At 73.5% G+C, this 4,443-nt stretch carries 6 protein-coding genes; 1 reads left to right on the forward strand and 5 read right to left on the reverse strand.

Going from position 1 to position 4,443, the window contains the following annotated elements; genetic code table 11:
- On the forward strand, window positions 1-1,035 hold a 1,035-nt coding region (locus ACFU99_RS34570; protein WP_384399817.1), incomplete at its 5' end, for an alpha/beta hydrolase.
- Window positions 1,036-1,100: 65 nt separating this feature from the next.
- Here ACFU99_RS34570 and ACFU99_RS34575 read toward each other — a convergent pair.
- From ACFU99_RS34575 to ACFU99_RS34595, 5 genes are all read right to left on the reverse strand, one after another.
- Window positions 1,101-1,280: a hypothetical protein gene (locus ACFU99_RS34575; protein WP_384399819.1), complete on the reverse strand. Its 180-nt coding sequence runs from the start codon at window positions 1,278-1,280 to the stop codon at window positions 1,101-1,103.
- Between the two features lie 140 nt (window positions 1,281-1,420).
- Window positions 1,421-2,065 carry an SAM-dependent methyltransferase gene (locus tag ACFU99_RS34580; RefSeq protein WP_384399822.1) on the reverse strand — a complete coding sequence of 215 codons (645 nt, stop codon included), beginning with the start codon at window positions 2,063-2,065 and terminating at the stop codon, window positions 1,421-1,423.
- A 126-nt stretch (window positions 2,066-2,191) separates the two neighbouring features.
- On the reverse strand, window positions 2,192-2,677 hold the full coding sequence (locus ACFU99_RS34585) for a hypothetical protein (RefSeq protein ID WP_384399825.1): 486 nt from the start codon (window positions 2,675-2,677) through the stop codon (window positions 2,192-2,194).
- A 91-nt stretch (window positions 2,678-2,768) separates the two neighbouring features.
- Entirely contained in the window at window positions 2,769-3,683 is a 915-nt protein-coding gene (locus ACFU99_RS34590) for a PhzF family phenazine biosynthesis protein (protein ID WP_384399827.1), read from the reverse strand.
- Window positions 3,684-3,774: 91 nt separating this feature from the next.
- The gene (locus tag ACFU99_RS34595; RefSeq protein WP_384399830.1) at window positions 3,775-4,428 is read right to left on the reverse strand and encodes a response regulator; all 654 of its coding nucleotides are present in this window, start codon (window positions 4,426-4,428) and stop codon (window positions 3,775-3,777) included.
- Window positions 4,429-4,443: the final 15 nt, after the last annotated feature.

Raw genomic sequence — 4,443 nt, forward strand, 5'->3', positions numbered from 1 at the left:
GGGCCGCGGGGCGCGATGGTCATGCTGGTACGGATCGTGAATCGTGAGGAGACCAGCATGGCTTTCGCGCTCCACCCCGAACTCGTTCCCGTCATCGCCCGGCGCATGGCGGCGGGACCACCGCCGCCGCCCGCGGAACGCGGCGACTGGCGGCGGCTGCGCGCCGACGGCGAGGCGGGCCTCGCGGCCGTGGAAGCCGAGCTGCCCCAATTCGCGGACGTCGGCCGACGGGAGTTCACGGCCACGTCCCACGACGGCGCGCGGGTGCCGCTGCGCTGGTACACCCCGCCGCAGTCCGGCGAAACGCAGTCCGGCGAGACGCCGGAACAGCCTGGTCCGGCCGTCGTCCACCTGCACGGCGGCGGCATGATCCTCGGCTCCGTCCAGCTGTTCGACCGTACGGTGGCGGGGTACGTCGCCGAGAGCCGCGTACCGATGCTGGCCGTGGACTACCGGCGCGCCCCCGAACACCCCCACCCCGCCCCCGTAGAGGACTGCTGGGCGGGGCTGGCCTGGCTCGCCGAGCACGCGGCCGAACTCGGCGTCGACCCGGCGCGCATCGCCGTCATGGGGGACAGCGCCGGCGGCGGACTCGCCGCCGGTACGGCCCTCCTCGCCCGCGAACGCGGCGTGGAGCTCGCCCGGCAGATCCTCGTCTACCCGATGCTCGACGACCGCAACACCCGCCCCGACCCCGTCCTGGCGCCCTACACCGGCTGGAACTGGGACTACAACCACACGGCCTGGCACGCCCTGCTGGGCGACGCCGTCGGCGCCCCCGACGTGCCCTGCGCCGCCGCCCCCGCGCGAGCCGACGACCTGACGGGCCTCCCCACCACGTACATCGAGGTGGGCGAACTCGACATCTTCCGCGACGAGTCCCTCGACTACGCCCGCCGCCTCACCGCCGCCGGGGTCTCCACCGAACTGCACCTGCACCCCGGCTGCCCGCACGGCTTCGACCGCCTCGCCCCCGCCGCCGACATCGTGCGACGCTCCCGCGCCGACCGGATACGCACCCTGCGCTCCCTGTGACGGGCTCACCTCGCCCGCACTGGTCAGCCGCTGAGCCGGAGGAGTGAGGGAACCGGGCCCGCCGGTCAGTTCACGCTGCGGATGATGTTCCAGTCCGGGTCCGCGCGGTCGTCCTCGTGCGCCGACGCGGCCGTGCTCCATTCCGAGGACGCCGGCCCGCCGTCCTCGGGATGCGCCGCGGCGGGCGCCTGCCGGGACCGGTCGGACGAATCGCGGTGGTCACCGTCGGACTCTGAGGCGGACACTGCTGCTCCTCTCGTGCGCCGTACGCCGTGGGCTCGTGCCGGGCGCGTGTCGCGGTCGGCTCTCCCGCGCTTCCGAGTGCCCACGCGGCTCACGGCGAAGCCTACGGACGCCCGGCCGGCCGCGCATGCGGAGCGCCGTCTCACAGCAGACCCTCGCGGGCCGCGGGGGAGGGCGGGGCGGAGCCGTCGGGGAGGCGGGGGCCGAGCGTCTGGAGGACGAAGTCCTCCTCGAAGTGCTCGCCCGTCACGGCCAGGCTCGGTACGGACGCGAGGAGGCTCGCCAACTCGCCGCCGGTGCGGACGTGTTCGGACACCCGGTGGTTCCAGTGGACGGCGACGACCGTGCCGCCCGGCTCCAGCGCGTCGACGGTGCGGGTCAGCACCCGGTCCAGGGTCTCGGTGTCGAAGTAGTAGAGCAGCTCGGACAGCACGATGAGATCGAACGAGCCCTCCGGCCACTCCTCGGGCACCGCGAGGCGGCGCACCTCGACGTGGGGGAGGTCCCTAGTGCGGCGGGACGCGCTCTCCACGGCGGACTGGACCCGGTCGCAGGCCAGCAGCGCATCACAGCGCTCCGCCAGACGCGCCGTCAACTCCCCTACGGAGCAGGCGGGTTCGAAGGCCCTGCGGTAGCGGTGCTGAGGCAGCGAAGCGACGGTGAGGTCGTACTTGCGGTGCTCGTACCAGCGCTCCGCCAGGTGCCAGGGGTCCGCCGCGTCCCGGTACAGCTCCTCGAAATAGGAGGCCGGGGTGGATGGTGTGGACGGCGTGGTCGGGGTGGTCACGGGGAAACGGCCTCCGTATCGCGCAGAGGGGGTGCGATCCCCTCCACTCTCGTTCCTCTTCGCCCTGTCCGCCTCCCGGCGGACGCGCAGGGTACGGGCGTACGGCCGTACGGGCGCGACCGCCGGTCAGACGACGGCCGCGGCCCGGCGCCGTACGAAGAGGTTCTGGACCGCGAGGGTCACCGCCAGACAGAGGTACAGCGTCGAGAAACCGAGCAGCCCGACGCCCGTGGTGTGGTCGATCCACCGGTCCATGCCGATGTGGACCGCCACCGAGACGAGCCACAGCACCATGGTGGCCACCGTGCCCTGACGCAGCGCCTGGCCCTCCGGCGCGCGCCACACCCGCACCGTACGGGCCCGCGCCGCCCCGAACCCCGCCGCGATGGCCAGGCTCGCCGCCGTCAGGGCGATGGTCGCGGCGCCCAGCGGGTGGTACTTCACGACGGAGGCCACGCCGAAGGCGCACGCGGCGATCCCGAGCACGCCCAGCACGCCCAGCACGATCACCGGGCCCTTCGCGTGCACCGGCCGCGTCCGCAGCTGTCCGCGTATCACCAGCGCGACGATCACGAGCCCGATGACGATGCCGCCCTTGTCCATGGTGCCCATGGCCGCCCCCCTGTGGTGCCGGCCCGTGACGCCATGCCGGCCGGCGGCTGTTCGCGGGATGCGGCAAGTAGACCGATAGCCGATATACGTATCAGATCGCGTCGTCGGGGATGACGGTGGCCGTGCCGGAGACGTGCGAGCGGGGGTCGTCCGCGCGCAGTTCCACGGTGAGCAGGCCCGGACGGCCCAGGTCGTGCCCCTGGTGGAGGGTCAGCGTCGCGGGCGGCGCGACCAGGCCCAGTTCACGGACGTACGCGCCGAACGCGGCCGCCGCCGCGCCGGTCGCCGGGTCCTCCACCACGCCCCCCACCGGGAACGGGTCCCGGACGTGGAACACGTATCCGTCGCCGGGCTCCCGCCACACCAGATGGAGCGTCGTGAGGTCCAGACGGCGCATCAGCGCGGCCAGCCGGTCGAAGTCGTAGTCCAGCTCGGCCAGGCGCTCGCGGGTGGCCGCGGCCAGGATCAGATGGTGCGCCCCCGCGAACGCGATCCGCGGCGGGAGATCCGGATTCAGGTCCTCGCGGGCCCAGCCGAGCGCGGCGAGCGCCTCGTCCAGATCCTCCGGAGCGGCCTCCCGCACCCTCGGTTCCACGCTCGTGAGCGTCGCCCGCAGCACGCCGTCCGCCGACTCCACGGCGACCGGAACCACTCCCGCCGGGGTGGCGAAGACCAGGTCGCCGGGGCCGATCCGCTCCGCGAGCGCCACGGCCGAGGCGATGGTCGCGTGCCCGCAGAAGGACACCTCGGCGAGCGGACTGAAGTAGCGGATCGTGAACGAACGGCCGGACGCGTCCGCCAGCCGCTTCGGCGGCGGTGTGAGGAACGCCGTCTCGGAGTAGCCCAGTTCGGCGGCGATCTTCAGCATCGCGGCGTCGTCGAGGCCGGACGCGTCCGGGACGACCCCGGCCGGATTCCCCCCGGCGGGGTCGTCGGAGAAAGCGGCGTACCGCAGAACCCGCGGATCGCTCGTGACAGCGCTCGTAGCAGCGCGTGTGACAGCCATGACGGCGCAACCCCGGTGGGGAACGGGGGTATTCCCTCCGCGGCCGAGGGGCTCGGCCGACCGGGCGATTCCGGCCGTGCCGTACGCGTCCTCAGCCCTCCAGCCCCGCGTCCCTCGCCAGCAGCGCCGCCTGCACCCTGTTCTCGCACTCCAGCTTCGTCAGGATGCGGCTCACGTACGTCTTGATCGTGGCCTCGCTCATATGGATACGGCGGGCCGCCGCCGCGTTGGAGAGCCCCTGGGCCAGCAGCGCCAGGACCTCCCGTTCGCGGTCGGTCAGCGTGGCGAGCCGGCTGCGGGCCGCCTCGGCGCGGCGGCCGGTGTCGCCGGCGGCCAGGGAGTCCACGACGTGCCGGGTGGCCGCGGGCGACAGATAGGCGTCGCCGGCCGCGGCGGCCCGTACCGCGCCGATCAGCTCCGCCGGGGCCGAGTCCTTGAGCAGGAAGCCCGCGCTGCCTCCCGACAGGGCCCGCAGCACGTTCTCCTGCTCGCCGAAGGTCGTCAGGATCATCACCCGCGCGTCGGGCCGGGACCGGCGCAGTTCGGTCAGGGCCGTCAGGCCGTCCATGACCGGCATCTGGATGTCGAGGAGGACGACGTCCGCGCGGTGCGCGCGGGCCAGCTCCACCGCGTCCCGGCCGTTGCCCGCCTCCGCGACGACGTCGATGTCGTCGGCGGAGGTGAGGATCATCCGGATACCGGCTCGGATGAGCGGTTCGTCATCGGCGATGAGGACCCTGATCACTACTCTCCTGCTGGC

The sequence above is a fragment of the Streptomyces sp. NPDC057654 genome (assembly GCF_042800135.1).
In the GTDB taxonomy this organism is placed as follows: Bacteria; Actinomycetota; Actinomycetes; order Streptomycetales; family Streptomycetaceae; genus Streptomyces.